At 62.8% G+C, this 17716-nt stretch carries 14 protein-coding genes and 3 tRNA genes; 9 read left to right on the top strand and 8 right to left on the bottom strand.

What is annotated here, in order from left to right; all coding sequences use genetic code 11:
- Window position 1 precedes the first annotated feature (1 nt).
- The 4 genes from SKA58_RS07865 to SKA58_RS07850 all read left to right on the top strand — a co-directional run bounded on the left by SKA58_RS07865 (window position 2) and on the right by SKA58_RS07850 (window position 6167).
- Complete coding sequence (locus SKA58_RS07865) at window positions 2–3178, top strand: efflux RND transporter permease subunit (protein WP_009821862.1); 3177 nt, start codon at window positions 2–4, stop codon at window positions 3176–3178.
- A 4-nt stretch (window positions 3179–3182) separates the two neighbouring features.
- A complete protein-coding gene (locus SKA58_RS07860) occupies window positions 3183–4595 on the top strand; it encodes an efflux transporter outer membrane subunit (RefSeq protein WP_009821861.1) in 1413 nt (470 codons plus the stop codon).
- Between the two features lie 78 nt (window positions 4596–4673).
- Window positions 4674–5165 (top strand): methylated-DNA--[protein]-cysteine S-methyltransferase, encoded by a 492-nt coding sequence (locus SKA58_RS07855; protein WP_037542744.1) that lies wholly within the window; start codon window positions 4674–4676, stop codon window positions 5163–5165.
- 60 nt (window positions 5166–5225) lie between these two features.
- Window positions 5226–6167: a glutaminase gene (locus SKA58_RS07850; RefSeq protein WP_009821859.1), complete on the top strand. Its 942-nt coding sequence runs from the start codon at window positions 5226–5228 to the stop codon at window positions 6165–6167.
- Between the two features lie 2 nt (window positions 6168–6169).
- Here the strand turns inward: SKA58_RS07850 and SKA58_RS07845 are convergent, their stop codons facing one another.
- The 7 genes from SKA58_RS07845 to aroA form a co-directional block, all read right to left on the bottom strand.
- A complete protein-coding gene (locus SKA58_RS07845; protein ID WP_009821858.1) occupies window positions 6170–7954 on the bottom strand; it encodes a cation:proton antiporter domain-containing protein in 1785 nt (594 codons plus the stop codon).
- A gap of 238 nt (window positions 7955–8192) precedes the next feature.
- Window positions 8193–8278 (bottom strand) — tRNA-Leu (locus SKA58_RS07840).
- Window positions 8279–8326: 48 nt separating this feature from the next.
- Window positions 8327–8617 carry an integration host factor subunit beta gene (locus tag SKA58_RS07835; RefSeq protein ID WP_009821856.1) on the bottom strand — a complete coding sequence of 97 codons (291 nt, stop codon included), beginning with the start codon at window positions 8615–8617 and terminating at the stop codon, window positions 8327–8329.
- A 161-nt stretch (window positions 8618–8778) separates the two neighbouring features.
- Entirely contained in the window at window positions 8779–10491 is a 1713-nt protein-coding gene (gene rpsA, locus SKA58_RS07830) for a 30S ribosomal protein S1 (RefSeq protein WP_009821855.1), read from the bottom strand.
- A gap of 163 nt (window positions 10492–10654) precedes the next feature.
- Window positions 10655–11299: a (d)CMP kinase gene (cmk, locus tag SKA58_RS07825; protein WP_009821854.1), complete on the bottom strand. Its 645-nt coding sequence runs from the start codon at window positions 11297–11299 to the stop codon at window positions 10655–10657.
- On the bottom strand, window positions 11296–11544 hold the full coding sequence (locus SKA58_RS07820; RefSeq protein ID WP_009821853.1) for a CBU_0592 family membrane protein: 249 nt from the start codon (window positions 11542–11544) through the stop codon (window positions 11296–11298). The genes cmk and SKA58_RS07820 overlap by 4 nt, the downstream gene beginning before the upstream one ends.
- On the bottom strand, window positions 11541–12881 hold the full coding sequence (gene aroA, locus SKA58_RS07815) for a 3-phosphoshikimate 1-carboxyvinyltransferase (protein ID WP_037542284.1): 1341 nt from the start codon (window positions 12879–12881) through the stop codon (window positions 11541–11543). The genes SKA58_RS07820 and aroA overlap by 4 nt, the downstream gene beginning before the upstream one ends.
- Window positions 12882–13028: 147 nt before the next feature.
- On the opposite strand from aroA, the gene SKA58_RS07810 reads away from it, so the two are divergent.
- The 5 genes from SKA58_RS07810 to SKA58_RS20485 all read left to right on the top strand — a co-directional run bounded on the left by SKA58_RS07810 (window position 13029) and on the right by SKA58_RS20485 (window position 15322).
- Window positions 13029–13364: a TIGR02300 family protein gene (locus SKA58_RS07810; protein WP_009821851.1), complete on the top strand. Its 336-nt coding sequence runs from the start codon at window positions 13029–13031 to the stop codon at window positions 13362–13364.
- 89 nt (window positions 13365–13453) lie between these two features.
- A tRNA-Ala gene (locus tag SKA58_RS07805) sits at window positions 13454–13529 on the top strand.
- Window positions 13530–13684: 155 nt separating this feature from the next.
- Window positions 13685–13760: transfer RNA gene (locus SKA58_RS07800), tRNA-Ala, on the top strand.
- Between the two features lie 168 nt (window positions 13761–13928).
- Entirely contained in the window at window positions 13929–14564 is a 636-nt protein-coding gene (locus tag SKA58_RS20490; RefSeq protein WP_009821849.1) for a BNR-4 repeat-containing protein, read from the top strand.
- A complete protein-coding gene (locus SKA58_RS20485) occupies window positions 14489–15322 on the top strand; it encodes a BNR-4 repeat-containing protein (protein ID WP_083784859.1) in 834 nt (277 codons plus the stop codon). Before SKA58_RS20490 ends, SKA58_RS20485 begins: the two co-directional genes overlap by 76 nt.
- A 14-nt stretch (window positions 15323–15336) precedes the next feature.
- Here the strand turns inward: SKA58_RS20485 and SKA58_RS07785 are convergent, their stop codons facing one another.
- The gene (locus SKA58_RS07785) at window positions 15337–17613 is read right to left on the bottom strand and encodes an ATP-dependent helicase (RefSeq protein WP_009821847.1); all 2277 of its coding nucleotides are present in this window, start codon (window positions 17611–17613) and stop codon (window positions 15337–15339) included.
- Window positions 17614–17716: the final 103 nt, after the last annotated feature.

Genomic DNA, 17716 nt, shown 5'->3' with positions numbered 1-17716 from the left:
CATGGCGCGCTATTTCATCGACAGGCCCATCTTTGCGTGGGTCATCGCCATCGTCGTCATGCTCGCGGGCCTGCTGGCGATCCGTTCCCTGCCGGTTGCGCAGTTCCCGGAAATCGCGCCACCTGCGGTCACGATCCAGACCAGCTACCCCGGCGCGAATGCCCAGACGCTGGAAAGCACGACCACGCAGATTATCGAGCAGCAGCTTAAGGGCATCGACAATCTGCGTTACTTTTCGTCCACCAGCGACGGGTCGGGCAATCTCAGCATTACGCTGACGTTCGAACAGGGAACCGACCCTGACATTGCGCAGGTGCAGGTCCAGAATAAATTGTCGCAGGCGACCCCGTTGCTGCCGCAAGAGGTCCAGCAGCAAGGGCTACGCGTCGGCAAGTCGACATCGAGCTTCCTTTTGATCGCCGCGGTCTACACGGACGATGGTATTCACGATCAGGAAGACGCGGCCGACTTCATCGCGGCCACCTTGCAGGATCCGCTCAGCCGCGTCACCGGCGTGGGCGATACGCAGCTGTTCGGGTCGCAATATGCGATGCGCATCTGGCTCGATCCCTACAAGATGGCCAATTTGCGCATCACCACGGGAGACGTGAAGTCCGCGATCCAGGCGCAAAATGCCCAGGTTTCGGCCGGCCAGATCGGCGGAGCGCCAGCGCCCGAGGGACAAGCGCTCAATGCGACTGTCACCGCCCAGTCGCGTTTGCGTACGGCGGAGGAGTTCGAGAAAATTCGGCTTCGCAGCAACAGCGATGGATCGGTCGTCCTGTTGTCCGATGTCGCTCGCGTCGAGCTTGGGGCTGAGAATTACGGCTTTGGCGTCAAGTTCAACGGCCATCCCGCTTCCGGTTTTGGCATCAAGCTGGCGCCTGGCGCGAATGCGCTCGATACAGTGGAAGCGGTGAAAGACCGCGTCAACGAATTGTCCAAGAATTTTCCGACCTGGGTCAAATATGATTTTCCGGTCGATAATTCCAAATTCGTGACATTGTCGGTTGAGCAGGTGATCCACACGCTGTTCGAAGCAATTCTGCTCGTCTTCGTCGTCATGTTCATCTTTTTGCAGAACTGGCGCGCGACGCTTATCCCAACGATTGCCGTGCCGGTTGTCCTGCTTGGCGCATTAGCGGTGCTCTACGCGGCGGGCTTCACCATCAATACGCTGACTCTGTTCGGTATGGTGCTGGCCATCGGCCTGCTGGTCGATGACGCGATCGTCGTGGTCGAAAATGTCGAGCGCCTGATCCAGGATGAAGGGCTGACGCCGAAGGAAGCCGCGCGGCGATCCATGGACGAAATCAGTGGCGCGCTGATCGGTATTGGTCTCGTCCTGTCCGCAGTGTTCCTGCCGATGGCCTTCTTCGGCGGCTCGACTGGCGTCATTTTCCGCCAGTTCTCCATTACCATCGTGTCGTCGATGATCCTGTCGGTCCTGGTGGCGCTGATTCTGACGCCAGCTTTGTGCGCCGCAATTTTGAAGCCCGCATCGCATGGCCATGATCAATGGTCGGGGCGTTTCGGGTCGATTTTCGGACGCTTTTTCGGTTGGTTCAATCGTACCTTTGACAAGGGCGTCGCGCGTTATGGCCAGGGCGTCGAGAAGGTCGAGCGCCGCTGGGTGCGCACGATGCTGCTTTACCTGCTGATCGTCATCGGCATGGCGTTCATCTTTCTGCGGTTGCCATCAGGCTTCCTGCCGGAGGAGGATCAGGGCATTATCATCGCGCAATTGTCCCTGCCGGCGGGATCCACGCTGGAAGAAACCGAACGGTCGCTGACGCGAATGCGGCGCCATTATCTGGTCGATGAGAAGAGTAATGTGGAGGCTGTCTTTACCATCGCGGGCTTCGGCTTTGTGGGGCAGGGGCAGAATGTGGGCATCGCCTTTGCCCGGATGAAGGATTGGGCGGATCGCAAGGGCGCGGAAAATGCCGTCCCTGCGATCGCGCGGCGCGCGAATATGGCGTTTAAGAAGATTTCCGCTGGCATGGCCATCGCCTTCGTGCCGCCGGCCGTCCAGGAACTGGGCAATGCGTCCGGTTTCGATTTCCAGCTGCTCGATCAGGGCAATCTGGGCCATGATAAGCTGCTGGCGGCTCGCAACCAGCTGCTTGGCATGGCAATGGGCGACGAGCGGCTGGCGCAGGTGCGTCCCAACGGCCTGGAGGATACGCCCCAGCTCAAGCTGAACGTCGATCAGGCGGCTGCCGGCGCCCTCGGGATCGCCCAGGCGGATGTCAATGACACGATCAGCACCAATCTTGGCGGCGCCTATGTCAACGATTTCATCGATCGTGATCGGGTGAAGCGCGTCTACGTCCAGGCTGACGCGCCCTATCGCACATCGGCCGATGCCATAGGCGCTTATCATGTCCGGGGTAGTTCCGGCCAAATGGCGCCCCTTTCCGCTTTCTCGACGACGGAATGGGTGCAGGGGCCGGCGCGACTGGAACGCTTCAACGGTGTGCCTTCGATGAACATCCAGGGTGGCGCCGCGCCCGGCGTGTCCAGCGGCACTGCCATGCAGGCGATGGAGGAACATGCCGCCAAGCTGCCCGCAGGGATCGGCTTCAGCTGGAACGGCATTTCTTATGAAGAACAGACATCGGGGGGGCAGGCGCCTTATGTCTATGCGCTGTCCATGCTGATCGTCTTCCTGTGCCTTGCTGCCCTGTATGAAAGCTGGTCGGTGCCGATCGCGGTCATGCTGGTGGTTCCGCTCGGCGTGCTGGGTGCGGTGATCGCGGCCACGCTCGCAGGCCTCAATAACGACATTTACCTACAGGTCGGCCTCATCACGACCATTGGCGTTTCGGCCAAGAACGCGATTTTGATCGTGGAGTTCGCGGAAGAAAAGATGCGTGAGGGCCTGTCGCCCGCGCGGGCAGCGCTGGAAGCGGGCAAGTTGCGCTTGCGGCCGATCCTGATGACCAGCTTCGCGTTCATCTTCGGCGTCTTGCCGCTGGCCTTGTCGACCGGCGCGGGCGCGGGTGGCCAAAATGCCATTGGCTGGGCTGTGGTAGGCGGCATGTTGTCGGCGACCGTGCTGGCCATCTTCTTCGTGCCGGTCTTCTTCACCGTGGTGAAACGTCTGTTCCGGGAACATCATGATAATCAAGCGGCGGACAATGCCGATGCGCCCACTTCGTCGCAGGAGGCCTGAGATCATGCGCAGCATCAAGGCGCTGAGCGCCGTCACCCTGTCGCTTGCCCTGGCGGCGTGCGACATGGCGCCGAAATATGTGCGGCCCGATCTGCCGGTGCCGGTCGAAAGCCCGCAGGGGCCTGCCTATGCTGAAACAGGCGAGGGCGTAGCGGCGATTCCGGCAGAGACGGCCTGGCGGGATTTCTTCACGGACCCCCGGATGGTCCGGGTGATCGAGACGGCTTTGACCAATAATCGCGACCTGCGCATTGCTGTCGCCAATGTAGCGCAGGCGCGCGCGCAATATCGCGTGCAAAGGGCCGACCTCTTTCCAAGCGTGAATGCGAGTGGCACGGCCACTTATTCCGAACAGCCGCTCGTCCAATTCGGCCAAACTCAGCGGCTGAACAATGATGTCTATCAGGCGCAGGTCGGCATTTCGGCGTGGGAAATCGACCTCTTCGGCCGCGTGCGCAACCTCAGCAAGGCGGCGCTCGAGCAATTTTTCGCAACAGACGAAAATCGCAAGGCGGCGCAGACCAGTCTCGTGGCGGAAACCGCCAATGCGTGGTTGGTGATGGCGGCCGATCAGGAACGATTGCGCATCGCCCGGGAACTGGAGGGGGCGTTCGGCAAGACGCTGGCCCTGACCAAGGCCCGGTTTGAGCGGGGGATCGCATCGGAGCTGGAAGTGCGCCAGGCGCAAACCAGCTATGATCAGGCGCGATCGGATATTGCCGAAGCGACGACGCTGGTCGCGCAGGATCAAAATGCGCTCAACCTGCTGGCCGGTACGACCGTGCCCGCCAGCGACCTTCCAGACAGCCTGACGCCGGAAGGGGCCACCCTTGAGAATTTGCCGGCGAACATCACATCCGATGTCTTGCTGCAACGGCCCGATATCGCGTCGGCCGAGCACCAGTTGCGCGCCGCGAACGCCAATATCGGCGCGGCGCGGGCGGCCTTCTTTCCTAATATCTCACTGACGGCGGCTTTCGGATCCATCAGCCAGGGCCTCTCCAACCTGTTCGGATCGGGATCGGATTTCTGGTCGGTGGCGCCTTCGGCCAACCTGCCGATTTTCGATTTCGGCCGTAATCAGGGCAATTTGCGTTATGCCCGGGCCACCTATGACGCGATGGTCGCAACATACGAAAAAAGCGTCCAGACCGGTTTTCGCGAAGTTGCCGATGCGTTGGCTCGCCGCGGGACGATGGAGCGCCAGCTGGAGGCCCAGACGTCGCTGCGGGATTCCGCGCGGGTCGCCTATACGCTTTCCGAAGCGCGCTTTCGGGCGGGCGTCGACAGCTTCCTGACGACGCTGGATTCGCAGCGTTCGCTCTATACCGCCGAACAGTCGCTGGTGGCGACGCGGTTGACGCGTGAGGCCAATATGGTCGAACTCTACCGGGCCATGGGTGGCGGTCTCAAATAGGCTTTGGCCGCAAAATGCGGGAAGCGGAACGATGGCGGCGTTGTCATGACGTCGCCACTTTTTCTGAAGGACCGTCGCGTGACTTTCAGCTGCATCCGTTTGGCCTCGCCCGTCGGCCTTCTGACCATCGTGGCGAGCGCCGGTCAATTGGTCGCCGTGCTCTGGCCGCAGGATCGACCCTCGCGCGTGCCCTTGCCTGCCCTTGGCGAGGCCAAGGATGATCCGTTGCTCAAGGAGGCATCGGCGCAACTGGCTGCCTATTTCGACGGCGAGCTGGGGTGCTTCGACCTGCCGTGCGCGCCGGCTGGAACGCCGTTCCAGCGGGATGTCTGGCGCGCTCTGGACGCCATTCCTTATGGTCAGACGCGCAGCTATGGCGCTATCGCGACCGATATCGGTCGGCCGACAGCGGTGCGGGCGGTCGGGGCCGCCAATGGGCGCAATCCGCTGTCGATTATCACGCCATGCCATCGTGTGGTGGGCAGGAAAGGCGATTTGACCGGCTTTGCAGGCGGCCTGCACGCCAAACAGTGGCTGCTGGCCCATGAGGCGCGTGTCCTCGCTCGCTGAGCATCTTCTTTCCCGCGCGGCTTGTCGTTAGGGTACCGCTCTGCGCATATCAGGGGCGACATGACGGAAGATCTGACGGATATAGTGGCGGACATCGTCGCCAGCATGCGGAGCGCGCCGGATCGGGGTCGCGTTGCCCATTATATTCCCGAGCTCGCCAAGGTTGAGGCCCGCCATTTCGGCATCGCTATCGCGACGGCCGACGGGCAGATGGTGACAGGCGGCGACGCCGACATGGGCTTTTCCATCCAGTCCATATCCAAGGTGTTCGCGCTGACCCTGGCGGTTGGCAAGGTTGGTGACCAGCTTTGGGACCGTGTGGGGCGTGAGCCATCTGGCACCGCCTTCAACTCGATCGTGCAGCTGGAGCATGAGCAGGGCATTCCGCGCAATCCCTTCATCAACGCCGGGGCGATCGTGGTAGCCGACGTCAATCTGGGCGGGCACCAGCCGCGCGTCGCCATTGGCGAGATGCTCCGCTTCCTGCGCTATCTTGCCGGGGATGACGATATCGCCATCAATGAAGCGGTTGCCGCATCCGAAACCGCCTCGGGCTTTCGCAACATGGCGCTCGCCAATTACATGCGAGCCTTCGACAATGTGCGCCATCCGGTCGAATTGGTGCTCGGCGCCTATTTCCACCAGTGCGCGATCGAGATGAGCTGCCGGCAATTGGCACTTGCGGGCCGCTATCTGATGCTTGACGGACGGCATCCCGATGGTGGCCGGGTCGTGTCGCCGCGCAGGGCGCGACGCATCAATGCCTTGATGCTGACCTGCGGCCATTATGATGCATCGGGCGACTTCGCCTTTCGCGTGGGGATGCCCGGCAAGTCTGGGGTAGGGGGCGGCATATTGGCCATCGTACCCGGCCGCGCGTCGATCGCGGTATGGTCGCCGGGATTGAACGCCAGCGGCAACAGCCAGCTGGGCACGCTGGCGCTGGAGGAACTATCCAGCCGCACCGGATGGTCGATTTTCAGCCCGCCCGTCGCCGGGTGACGTCAGTTTGTCTCGTCCGCGCGCAGCCGCCGCAATTTGGGCGTCTTTTGCATCTGAGCCGCATCCTTGATGCCCATGCGCAAATCCTCGCGCGTTTGATGGATGGAGGCGATGACCGGCCCCATGGCAACGCCAAGATCCACGAGCGCGGTTTCCGCCAGTTGCAGCGAGCTTTCCAGCGTTTCGGGCACCGCATCGCTGGCCCCGGCGCGATACAGTTGGGCGGCATGGTCCGCGTCCCGCGCGCGGGCGATGATGGGCAGGTCCGGCACCCAGCCGCGCACACGTTGCGTTACGCGAACCGACAACACCGGATCATCCATCGTGAGGATCAGCGCGCGCGCATGACCCAGGCGCAACCTGTCGAGCATTTCCACGCGGGCGACGTCGCCAAATAATATGGGATAGCCCGCCCGGCGGGCTTCCGCCACGACGTCGGGGTCGGATTCCACCACGATGAAGCGCTGACTATGCGTGCGCAACAGGTCGCAGACCATGCGGCCGACCCGGCCAAAGCCGATGACCACCGCGGCGGCCTGCGTCTGGACGTCGTCGGTTTCCACGCGTTCTTCGCCAAGCGCCATTTCCAGGCGACGGGCGATATCATGGCCGAAGCGGGCCAGCAGCGGCGTGATGGTGAGGCCGATCGCGGTGACGATCTGCCAGAAAGCAGCGGTCGAAGGCAGGATCAGTTGCGCCGCGGCCGCAGCGGACAGCACGATCAATGTCGTTTCCGACGGGCTGGACATCAGCACGCCGACCTCCAGCGCCGTCCCTTTGCGCGTGCCCGAAAAATAGAGCAGCGCCGCCGTGACCAGCGTCTTGCACAGCACCACACCGAATACGGCCAGCATCAGGCTGGGCCAGTTGGCCAGGATGACGCGCAGGTCCAGGCTCATGCCCACGGTAATCAGGAAGACGCCGAGCGCCAGACCCTTGAACGGGGCCGTGATGACCTCGACCTCGCCATGATAGTCGGTTTCCGCGATCAGCAGGCCCGCGACCAGCGCGCCGACGATCGGTGACAGGCCGGCGATCGACGTCGCCATGCTGGAGATGATGACGACGAGCAGGCTGGCGGCCAGAAAGACTTCGGGGCTTTTGGTGCGCGCCGCCTGACTGAAAATATGGGGCAGGGTGATGCGGCCAAGGATCAGCATGACACCGACAGTCACGCCACCCCTGACCAATGTGCTGGCCAACGCGCTCCAGGCGCCGTCGGGGCTGCTGGCGACAGAGGGGGCGAGCGCACCCAGCATGAAGATGATCGGCACCAGCGCGAGATCTTCGAACAGCAGCATCGAAAAGGCGGCGCGGCCGACCGCACTTTGGGTGCCGACCATGGGCAGCACGACGGCGGTCGAGGACAGGGCGAGCGCAAGACCGAGGCCGATCGCCCCGGCGGTCGGTTGCCCCAGAAGATACAGCCCCGCCGCGATCAGCAGGCCGCTTCCGAATAATTCGGCCGCACCGACGCCGAAAACCTGCGCGCGCATCGACCAGAGCCGTTTGAAGCTCAATTCCAGCCCGATGGAAAAAAGCAGCAGAATGATGCCGAGTTCGGCAAATGGCTCGATGGCCTCCCCATCCGAAATGGTGATATGGTAAAGCCAGGGATAGCGCTCGACCAAGGCCCCCAGGCCAGCCGGCCCCACCGCCAGCCCGACCAGGATGAAGCCGATGACCGGGCTGATCCGGAAGCGGGCAAAGCCGGGTATCACCAGCCCCGCTGCGCCAAGGATTACGAGAGAGTCACTGAAACTGTTGGGATCAATTGCGCCGGCCATGATCCATCATTGCCGCTGGGCATGCGAAAGACCAGCATGGAAGTAGAAAAAAGCTTCGAATGGCTTCGTTCAGGTTTGAAATCTCGGCGGCGAAGGCTGCGATAAGCCCGTTGCCGGAAGGGGCATGGCAGGGGCAGGCGCTCCGGGGATGCATCGGGATCGCTAGTGCTGGGGGGCCATGGCCGATCGACGCGTCTGTTGCCGCCTGATGGCGAATGCCAAGGGCAGCATTGCACGCTGGTGCGGACGGCGGGACTTGAACCCGCATTCCCAGGGGGAGGCGGATTTTAAGTCCGCTGCGTCTACCGATTTCGCCACGTCCGCGTAAGCCATGGCCATAGCCGGCGCGGCGATCAGGTCAAGTCGCAGAAATCAGGCTTCGCTGCCGCTGTTCAAGCGTTCGCGCATTTCCTTGCCCGGCTTGAAATAGGGAACGCGCTTGGCGCAGACCGGCACTTGTTCGCCGGTGCGGGGATTGCGCCCTGTTCGGGCATCGCGAGCGCGGGTCGTGAATGCGCCGAAACCGCGCAGTTCAACCCGGCCGCCCGAGGCAAGCCGATCCACAATCTCACGAAAAAAGAGATCGACGATCCGTTCGACCTCCGGCACCGTCAGTCCCGGATTTTCTTCGGCCAGTTTCTGAATCAATTCCGAACGGATCATTGGTGTCCAGCTCCCCTCTGCTGTTCCCCCTGTCGTTTCATACTGCTTTTGTAAGGCGTTGACAATCGTCCGCCGCATTATCGTTGCGCTTGTGTCATAACGGGAAAGGCCCGCCGAACACGGGGTTCGACGGGCCTTTCGCCTTGCCATGTCGGAAGGGATCAGCCTTCGTTCTTGGCCTTGAGCGCTTCGCCCAGAATGTCGCCCAGCGAGGCGCCGCTGTCGGACGAGCCATACTGCGCAACCGCCTGCTTCTCTTCGGCGATCTGCATGGCCTTGACCGAGAAGGTCGGCTTCTTGGCGCGGTCGAAACCGGTCACCATCGCGTCGAACTTCTGGCCGACCTGGAAGCGTTCCGGACGCTGTTCGTCACGGTCGCGGCCAAGGTCGCTGCGCTTGATGAAGCCGGCGGCGCCGTCTTCACCGGCCTGGACTTCCAGGCCACCATCACGCACTTCCAGAACCGTCACGGTGACGATCGCGTTCTTGTTGAGGCCTGCAGCCGCAGCCGCGGTGCCGCCAGCGGCCGGGCCGCCACGCTCAAGCTGCTTCATGCCGAGGCTGATGCGCTCCTTCTCGACGTCGATGTCGAGAACGACGGCCTGAACCGTCTCGCCCTTGCGGTGCAGGGCCAGCGCATCTTCGCCCGAAATGCCCCAGGCGATGTCGGACATGTGGACCATGCCGTCGACGTCGCCGTCCAGGCCGATGAACAGGCCGAACTCGGTCGCATTCTTGACTTCGCCCTCGACCGTCGAACCAACGGGATGACGCTCGGCAAAGCTGTCCCAGGGGTTGGACTGCGCCTGCTTGAGGCCCAGGCTGATGCGGCGCTTTTCGGGATCGACTTCCAGAACCAGGACTTCGACTTCCTGGCTGGTGGACACGATCTTGCCGGGATGGACGTTCTTCTTCGTCCAAGACATTTCCGAAACGTGGACCAGGCCTTCGATGCCCGGCTCGAGCTCGACGAAGGCGCCATATTCGGTGATGTTCGTGACGCGGCCCGTCAGCTTCGCGCCGACCGGATATTTGGCGCTCGCGCCTTCCCACGGATCGCTTTCCAGCTGCTTCATGCCCAGCGAGATGCGCTGGGTGTCGCGGTTGATGCGAATGATCTGCACCTTAACCGTGTCGCCGATGTTGATCATCTCATTGGGATGATTGATGCGCTTGTAGCTCAGGTCGGTAACGTGCAGCAGGCCGTCGATGCCGCCCAGGTCGACGAACGCACCATAATCGGTGATGTTCTTGACGACGCCTTCGATGATCTGACCTTCGGCCAGTGTCTGGATGAGGCCGCTGCGCTGTTCGGCGCGGGTTTCTTCCAGAATGGCGCGGCGCGACACGACGATGTTGCCGCGGCGGCGATCCATCTTGAGGATCTGGAAGGGCTGCGGAATGTCCATCAGCGGCGTGACGTCGCGCACGGGGCGGATATCGACCTGGCTGCCGGGAAGGAACGCGACGGCGCCGTCGAGGTCGACGGTAAAGCCACCCTTGACGCGGCCGAAGATGACGCCTTCGACGCGGGCGCTTTCGGTGAATTCGGCTTCCAGCTTGTCCCAGGCGGCTTCGCGGCGGGCGCGGTCGCGCGACAGCATCGCTTCGCCATGGGCGTTTTCGACGCGGTCGACATAGACTTCGACTTCGTCGCCGACCTTGAGGTCAGCCTTCTGGCCGGGCATCGCGAATTCGCGCAGCGGCACGCGGCCTTCGGACTTCAGGCCAACGTCGATGACGGCCAGGTCGTTTTCGATGCCGGTAACGGTGCCCTTGACGACGCGGCCTTCGAAACCGCCATCTTCGCCACCGAGAGAATCATTGAGCAGCGCGGCGAAATCGTCGCGCGAGGGAAATGCCGTAGAGGCCATTAAGTCGTTCCTTCACTCGTCATTGCTGGCCAACCGGTTGTATCCGGTGGTCTTTGGCCAAACTACGCGCCAGGCCGAATACCCGTCGCGTATCCAATGGGTTGAGAGCCAAGGGACGCGCCGTCGAGAAAAGCGAAAAGGGCGCCCGGAAAATCCGCGCGCCTTATCGGGTCACTCGTGCGGAGCGACCTTCCAGCTGGGCGTCCACAAGCGCGATCGCCCGCTGGACGGCCGCGTCTATAGTCAATTCCGACGTGTCGAGCAAGTCCGCGCCATCGGCGACCCGCAGCGGAGCGTGGTCCCGGCTCATGTCGCGGGTGTCGCGCGCCTGAATGTCCGCGACCAGCGAATCCATGTCCGGGTGCCCGCCATGCGCCAGCGCATCCTTGTATCGGCGTTCCGCGCGCACATGCACGCTGGCGGTAACGAAAATCTTGGCGTCGGCATCGGGCGCGATCACCGTCCCGATGTCGCGTCCGTCCAGGATCGCGCCGCCGGGCTGGGTCGCGAAATCGCGTTGCCGCTGAACCAGCGCATCCCGCACGACCTGATGCACGGATACGCGACTGGCGAGGCTGCCGACCGCTTCGCTGCGCAGCGCCGGGTCAGCGAGCAATGCGTCACCGAAATTGCAGGCGGCGAGGGCGTCCTCCTGATGATCGGGATCGCCGCCGGCCTTGAGCACCGACAGGCCCACCGCACGGTAAAGCAGGCCCGTGTCCAGCACCGGCAACCGATAATGGCGGCCCAATGCCTTGGCGATCGTACCCTTGCCGGATGCTGCGGGGCCATCGACGGCTATAATCATTGTCTTTTCCTGCGGAGCGCGTTGCCAAGCCCGAGCAGCGCGATTGCGGCCCAGACGATTTCCAGCGCCATCGACGCCATGTTGAAATGGACCGTCAGCGACCAGATGAGAAGCAGCGACCCGACGAGGTTGAGAAGGTTGAAAATGAGGAAGTTCAGCTGTCGGGCCATGTTGCTGTAGGCATAGGCGACGACCATGAGTGCGCTGCCCGCAAGGCCAACCAGATTGGCAAGGTCAAGGTTCATGCGACCGCCCCTAATACGCGCAACAGCGGGATAAAGGTCGGGAAGCTGGTGGCGACCGGGCGCATGTCGTCGATCGTGACCCCTTCACGCGACGCCAGGCCCGCGATGGCAAAGCTCATCGCGATGCGATGATCCAGCTTCGTCGCGATCGGGCCGCCGCCGGGCAGCAACTGGCCGCCCGTGCCTTCGATGATGAGGCCGTCCTCCATTTCCTCCACTCGCGCGCCGATCGCACGCAACCCCTCTACCATGGTCGCGATCCGGTCGGACTCCTTGACCCTCAGTTCCTCCAGTCCGCGAAAGACGCTGCGCCCCTGCGCAAGGGCCGCTGCGACGAAGGCAACCGGATATTCGTCGATCATGCTGGGGGCACGGGCAGGATCGGGCTCAACGCCGGTCAGCACCGATGCTGTGACGACCAGGTCGCCAACCGGCTCCCCGCCGACATCGCGCGCGTTCACCACCTCGATGGACCCGCCCATTTCACGCAGCAGGTCGATCAGCCCGGCCCGCGTCGCGTTCAGGCCGACATTGGCGATCGTCACCTTTGATCCCGGCACGACCAGCGCTGCGACCATCGGGAAGGCGGCCGAGGACGGATCGCCCGGCACCATGATTTGCTGCGGCTTGAGTTCGGCCTCGCCGATCAGCGTGATGACACGGGCGCCATCGGCCTGCTGCTCCACGCGCAGATCCGCGCCGAATCCCTGGAGCATGCGTTCGCTATGGTCGCGCGTCGGGATCGGCTCGACGACACGCGTGATCCCGGGCGTGTTGAGACCGGCCAGGAGAATGGCGGACTTCACCTGCGCCGATGCGACGGGCAGCACATAGTCCAGCGGCACCGCCGGGCACGCGCCCCTCATCGTCAGCGGCAGGCGGTCGCCAGGACTGGTCGTGAAGCTGGCGCCCATCTGGGCAAGCGGCTCCGTCACGCGTGCCATCGGCCGCTTGCTCAAGGATGCGTCGCCAATGAAGGTCGCGGTAAGATCATGGCTGGCCAGCAAGCCCATGAGCAGCCGCGTGGACGTGCCGCTATTGCCCATGTCGAGCGCGGTGCCAGGCTGCAACAGACCGCCGACGCCCACCCCGTGGATATGCCATACGCCATCGTCATCGCGCTCTATCCGGGCGCCCATGGCGCGCATCGCCGCAGCGGTGGCAAGCACATCCTCGCCTTCCAGCAGACCTTCAACGCGGCTTTCCCCGACCGCCAGCGCCGACAGCATCAGCGACCGATGCGATATGCTCTTGTCGCCCGGCACAGTGACGCTGCCCGAAAGGGGCGGCGCTGTGCGGAAGGTCATAGGCATAGGCTGGTCTTCGGTCTGGGTCACAAATGCCCCTTGTCATGGAACGGAAAAAATCTCCGCGGCTTTTGACAGCGGGGTTTGCCTATGGCAAGGCGCGCCTCGTTTCGCGGGCGACCAGACTGTCGCGCCGCGTGATTTCTGTTTGAGCATCGAAGAAGGAACAGGCCGGACATGGTGAAGGCTGAATGGGGCACGAAGCGGACCTGCCCGAAATGCGCGACTCGCTTCTACGATCTGGGCAAGGACGATCCGGTGGTGTGCATCAACTGCAACACCGCTTGGGAACCCGAGCCCGTGCTGAAATCGAAGCAGCCCTTGCCCTATGAGGAAGCGCCCAAGAAGGTGGTGGAAACCGCCGATGGCGAGCGGGAAACGGCTGACGACGATCTGGACCTGGATATCGACGTCGATGATGACGACGATTCCCCGGACAATGACGTCGATCTGGGCGGTGACGACGACCTGGGCGTCGAAGCTGGCAATGACGACGACAATGACGACAATTAACTGAAAATTCCGCTTGCCAATGGGGTCTGACGATCCTAGAGGCAGCGACCTCCGAAGCGCCGGCCCAAGCGGCGCTTCGGGTTGGTGACGGGGCCTTAGCTCAGCTGGGAGAGCGCCTGCATGGCATGCAGGAGGTCAGCGGTTCGATCCCGCTAGGCTCCACCAGTTTTGCCGATCAGGGAAATGTCCAGGGGCATTTGCCGGCAAAACTCCCGAAGCGTCAGCGCCGGGCGGACCTCAGTCCGGGGCTGCACCATTATTTGGCCGACGGTTTTCCGGACATGGCCCGACCTGATTGCTGCGGCGCTCCCGCGCAGGATGGGGCCTTAGCTCAGCTGGGAGAGCGCCTGCATGGCATGCAGGAGGTCAGCGGTTCGATCCCGCTAGGCTCCACCAAAAATCAAATGGAGTCTGGATATCGTAATGCGCGTTGGATCTGTCGCGTCCTGACGTCGCGGCGCATGGTCGTTGCGGGCGCGCATTTGTCGCCATGGTGATCATGCTTGCGGAGCCGAACCACATGTTCGAGGGTTAAGCAGCCGCAACAAAAGAATGGCTTTCGCAATGAAATTCTCTCTTTCCCTGGCGGCCGCCGGCGCGTTGGTGGCAACCGGCTGTGCTTCGGACGCGCGTCCCAATGATCTGTGCGAGGTGCCGCCGCCTCGCCAGGCTGGTGGAGCGCTGCCGATCGGCCAGGCTTGGAGCGGCACGATCGTGCCCTTCGGATCAGCGGTGAACAGCGACGGCCGATTGGTGGCAGCCTATTACGATGCGGAGCGATATCTGACGCTCGCCACCTATGACCCGGAGGCGGAGCGTCTTTGCCATAAGCGACTGGCGTCCCGTTTCGCAGGATGGGACGCGCATAACGCGTTGACAGTGGCGATCGACGACGCCGGCATAGTGCATATTGCCGGCAACATGCATGCCAGTCCGCTTGTGTATGCGCGAGGGCCGCTGGATGACCTGGACGCAGTCCGGTTGCAGCCGATGCTCGGACGCAATGAAGCCTCGGCCACCTATCCGCAGTTCATGCATGACGACCATGGCAACCTGCTGTTTCTTTATCGCGATGGCATGTCGGGAAACGGTAGCTGGCTGCTCAACGCATGGAATGGCGGTAAGTGGCAACGCATCGGCGAGCTATTCGCCGATCGCGACACCAAAGGCCCCGTCAACGCATATCCTACCGCTTCGTAAAGGACGGACCGGAACGGTTCCATGTTGCTGTGGTGTGGCGCCGGACGCCCGACGTCGCAACCAATTTCTCGCTGACCTATGCATCGACGCGCGACTTTCGCCAATGGGATGTCGGGGGCCGTCGTGTCAACGGTCCGCTGTCGCCGGAAACCATGGAAATGGTCGATGCGCCCGGCGTGCAGCATGGGCTGGTCAACAATGCCTTGTTGCAGATCAGCCGGTCGGGGGAGCCGGTTTTGCTCTACACCAAGTTCGTCGATGGCCAAAAAAGCGGCGTTGTCGCGGCGACAAGAATGAACGGTGCCTGGCGCGAACAGACGATTGTCGTCGGCAAGACGGCGGTGCAGGTCTCCGGGGGCGGAAGCATGCCGGGCTTGCCGGTATTCCGTTTTGGTGAAACCCGTTCCAATGGCGATATGCATGTCAGCGCGGTCATCGCTCGCGACCAGACCGAATTACTGCTCGATCCTGATACACTGACGGCAAAGCCATGGCGGCCCGATGTCGGCCCGAATGCCAGTAGGGCGCGCGCAAAACTGATGCCCGACGTCACGTTGAAAATCCCCAAGGGCATGGACAAGGCAACCGTCCGCAAGGTTCAGGTCCGCCAGAACGGCCTGGATGGTCCGATCGAAGGCGAATTGCGGTGGTTCGCGCAGGGCGTCAATCAGGACAGGCCGCACGCCTGTACGGAGCAAGCGCCTGTCGCCTGCAAGCCGCCGGCGTCACCACTGCTGTGGGTGCCTGCCCCCGATTGAGTGGCGCGCAATGATCACGCGATGGAAATGAAGCTGTCCATCACGCGCTTGCGGCCGGCGGTTTCGAAGTCGATCTCCAGCTTGTTGCCCTCAATCTCCGCGACGGTGCCATAGCCGAATTTCTGGTGAAAGACGCGCAGGCCGATGCTCATGTCGCTGCGGCCCTTATTGCCCAGCGAGACAGCGGAGGACCGCGCTTCCACGATGCGCACCGGCTCTGCGCTAAACTGGCCCGATGATTGGGCGCGCTGCCAGCCCGGTCCCCGGCCAGTGCCGCGCGCGACATTGGCGAAGGGGTCTTCCCGTTCCGACCAATTGGCGCGCCATAGCGACGCGCCGCCGCTCATGCTGCTTTCCTCCTCGACATGTTCAGGCGGAAGCTCCCCGACAAAGCGCGACGGGATCGAACTGGTCCACTGGCCATAGATGCGGCGGTTGGCGGCATGCAGGATGGTGCAGCGCCGCCGCGCGCGCGTGATCGCAACATAGGCGAGCCGGCGCTCTTCCTCCAGGCTGTTAAGGCCCCCCTCATCGAGCGCGCGCTGCGAGGGAAACAGGCCTTCCTCCCACCCCGCAAGGAACACATGCTCGAACTCCAGGCCCTTGGCGGCGTGGATGGTCATGATCGTGACCTTGCGCTCTTCCGCCTGCGCCTCATTGTCCATCACCAGGCTGACATGCTCCAGGAAGGCGCCCAGCGTGTCATATTCCTCCATCGCGCGGGTCAATTCGGTGAGATTTTCAAGCCGCCCGGCGCTTTCGGTCGTGCGATCGGCCTGTAGCATCGCGGTATAGCCGCTCTCGTCCAATATCTGGCGCGCCAGTTCGGCATGAGGCAATTGCCCCGCGCGATCACGCCACCGCGCCAGATCGCCGATGAAGGCGCCCAGCGACCGGCGTGCCTGTGGCGTCAATTCGTCCGTGTCCAGGATCCGCGCGGCGGCGAGGGTAAGCGGAATCCCCTGCGCGCGGGCAAGGCGATGCAGTTTTTCGACAGCCTTGTCCCCTAGGCCACGTTTGGGCACATTGACGATCCGTTCGAAGGCCAGATCGTCGGCCGGCTGGTTGACGAGGCGCAGATAGGCGAGCGCATCGCGGATTTCGGCGCGCTCATAGAAGCGAAAGCCGCCGATGATGCGATAGGGCAGGCCGATCTGGATGAAGCGATCCTCAAACTCGCGCGTCTGATGCTGCGCGCGCACTAGGATCGCCACATCGTCCAGCGACCCGCCGCTCCGCTCGATCGCTTCGATATCCTCGCTGATGCGCCGCGCTTCTTCGGGGCCGTCCCAGACGCCGATGACCTTGACCTTTTCGCCCACATCAATGTCGGTCCACAGCGTCTTGCCCAGACGATTGCCATTTTCGGCGATCACGCCGGACGCCGCGCCCAATATATGCGGGGTCGACCGGTAATTCTGTTCCAGCCGGATGATCGTTGCGCCGGGAAAATCCTTTTCGAACCGCAGGATATTGGCAACCTCTGCGCCGCGCCAGGAATAGATGGACTGATCGTCATCGCCCACGCAGCAGATGTTCTTCCGCTCCTGCGCCAACAGCCGCAGCCACAGATACTGGCTCGAATTGGTGTCCTGATATTCGTCCACCATGATATAGCGGAATTTTTGCTGATACTGCTCCAGCACGTCGCGATGCATCTTCAGGATCGTCAGAACATGCAGCAACAAGTCCCCGAAATCACAGGCATTCACGTCACGCAGCCGCGCCTGATAGGCGGCATAGAGTTTCTGCCCCTTGCCATGGGCATAGCCCTCCGCCTCACCCGCGCTGACTTCGTCCGGCGTCAGCCCCTTATTCTTCCACTGGTCGATCAAGCCGCCCAGTTGGCGGGCGGGCCACCGCTTTTCGTCAATGCCCTCCGCCTGGATCAATTGCTTCATCAGCCGCAGCTGGTCATCGGTGTCCAGGATGGTGAAATTGGATTGCAAGCCGACCAGTTCGGCATGACGCCGGAGCATCCGCGCGGCGATGGCGTGGAAAGTGCCGAGCCAGGGCATTCCTTCGACCGCGTCGCCGATCATCGCACCGACGCGCGCGCGCATTTCCCGCGCGGCCTTGTTGGTGAAGGTGACCGCCAGAATTTCCGACGGCCAGGCGCGACGCGTCGCGACCAGATGGGCCAGCCGCGCCGTCAGCGCCGCCGTCTTGCCGGTTCCCGCGCCGGCCAGCACCAGCACCGGCCCCTCGGTCGTCAGCACGGCCTCTCGCTGTGGCGTGTTGAGGCCCTTCAAATAAGAGGGATCGTTGGGTGAAGGTGCGGGAAGCGTCATGCAAAATCAACTAGGGTCGGGCAGGGATGGGGGCAAGGGCAGGGCCTTGCCAGTTCGCCCTTTCTATGAGAACAAAAAGCGAATCATGCAAGGGGATGACTGT

Origin of the sequence: Sphingomonas sp. SKA58 (genome assembly GCF_000153545.1) — a bacterium.
GTDB lineage: Bacteria > Pseudomonadota > Alphaproteobacteria > Sphingomonadales > Sphingomonadaceae > Sphingobium > Sphingobium soli.
The sequence above is the reverse complement of the archived record's forward strand: the minus strand, read 5'-3'. Positions and strand labels throughout refer to the sequence as shown.